1 protein-coding gene and 1 pseudogene are annotated in these 1506 nt (G+C 60.7%); both read left to right on the top strand.

The genetic code is table 11. The annotated features are described in order from the left end of the window. Positions 1-291 precede the first annotated feature (291 nt). Positions 292-981, top strand: a pseudogene (locus ABZW74_RS24560) (site-specific integrase); the annotation flags it as partial. A 3-nt stretch (positions 982-984) separates the two neighbouring features. Continuing rightward, the gene (locus ABZW74_RS24565; protein WP_348805821.1) at positions 985-1314 is read left to right on the top strand and encodes a helix-turn-helix transcriptional regulator; all 330 of its coding nucleotides are present in this window, start codon (positions 985-987) and stop codon (positions 1312-1314) included. Positions 1315-1506: the final 192 nt, after the last annotated feature.

Here is a 1506-nt window from a genome sequence, read left to right on the forward strand (position 1 = left end):
CGCGACCCGGCAATACGCCACGGGTCGTAGCCAGCAGTTTCGCTCCAGATCCGCCAGGTCGAGTTCTCTCATCTGTTTGAACTCGTCTCCTTTAACTGCCGATAAGATACATTATGTTAAGTATTCCGGTAATGTTGCAGCAGATGCAGGCGGACCGGTCCCTCACCCTTGGGATGTCTGATTATCGGTGCACGCCTATTGACCAGCGCTAATGTGCACTCGGACTCGTGCGCACCTACCCGATCCCGGCTCCGGCGAGTCAATGATCGTCGACATGGCCTTGAGTCCAATCCGACCAAGCGCGCGTTCAGTCGTGTTGAGCTGCAACGGTTTTTCGATCACGCCGATGGTGAAGTGGACATGATCGCGGCGAGCGGCCGCAAAGGATGGTTCGCGGCGTACCGGGATGCGACGTGGTTCAAGGTGGCCTACGGCTGGGGTCTGCGCGGCAATGAAGTCAGGCATCTTCAGACCAGCGACTTCTATCGGAATCCGAAGGCCCCGGAGTTCGGGAAGTATGGTGTCCTTCGCGTCCGATACGGAAAGCCCCATCGCGGTTCTCCCCCGAAGCCACGATCGGTGCTGACTGTATTCGACTGGTCACCCGAGGTCGTCGAGGACTGGGTAGCGGTCGCTCAGTTGGGTGGCGACGAGGGACCGCTGGACCTGTTCACCAGCGAGCGAGGCAAGATGGTATCGGTTAACTGTGTGCGACAACGATTTTCCCGATACTGCGAGGAACTCGGGCTGACACCGGGCGTGGACATGCACTCGTTCCGGAGGTCATATACGACGCACCTGATCGAGGCGGGGATTGACCCCAAATTCGTGCAGGATCAGCTGGGCCATGAGTTCGCCTCGACAACGGGCATCTACGACTGCACCACGACCGACTTCCGCCAACAGACGCTGCGGGGCGCACTGGACTCGACCATGCGGGAGGCGATGAATACCGGCGATCACGGAGAGACAGGTGACTAACTGATGGCAGCACGCACAGTCGACTACCGATGGCGGCTCGCGGAATTGATGGCAGCAGCAGGACTGCACAACAGCACCGACCTGGTGCCGTTACTGCGTGAGCGCGGTATCGACCTGTCGGCGTCACAGATCTACCGCTTGGTGGCCGGCCAGCCTGAAAGGGTATCGCTCCAGGTCATGGCGGCGATATGCGATGTCTTCGCCTGTACCCCCGCCGATCTTGTGACGGTGACGGCCACCGATGCCCGACGCCGCAAGACCGCCACCGACAATGTTGTCGACCTCAGCCGCACCGGACGGCCCAAACGAGCGCGGGTGATCCGTGATGACTGAGCAAGACCGTGCCGGCGTGCGGCGACGCCGGGGCCGCCCGACACGGACCACCGGCGACTACCTCTGTGATCGCTGCGGACGTGTGATGGGTAAGCCGCTGTCAACGGCGGCTGAAATCTGACCCCTTATCGACGTTTGAATTTTGACCCCCTGTGGTTGGTCTATTGGTCGTGTGTGACGAGGTCTCGTCGG

It is taken from the genome of Gordonia sp. NPDC003585, assembly GCF_040610755.1.
Taxonomy (GTDB): domain Bacteria; phylum Actinomycetota; class Actinomycetes; order Mycobacteriales; family Mycobacteriaceae; genus Gordonia.

What these genes read in the sequence shown, in the direction of transcription:
- ABZW74_RS24565 (WP_348805821.1), top strand. Translation starts at nt 985, where the DNA reads ATGGCAGCACGCACAGTCGACTACCGATGGCGGCTCGCGGAATTGATG.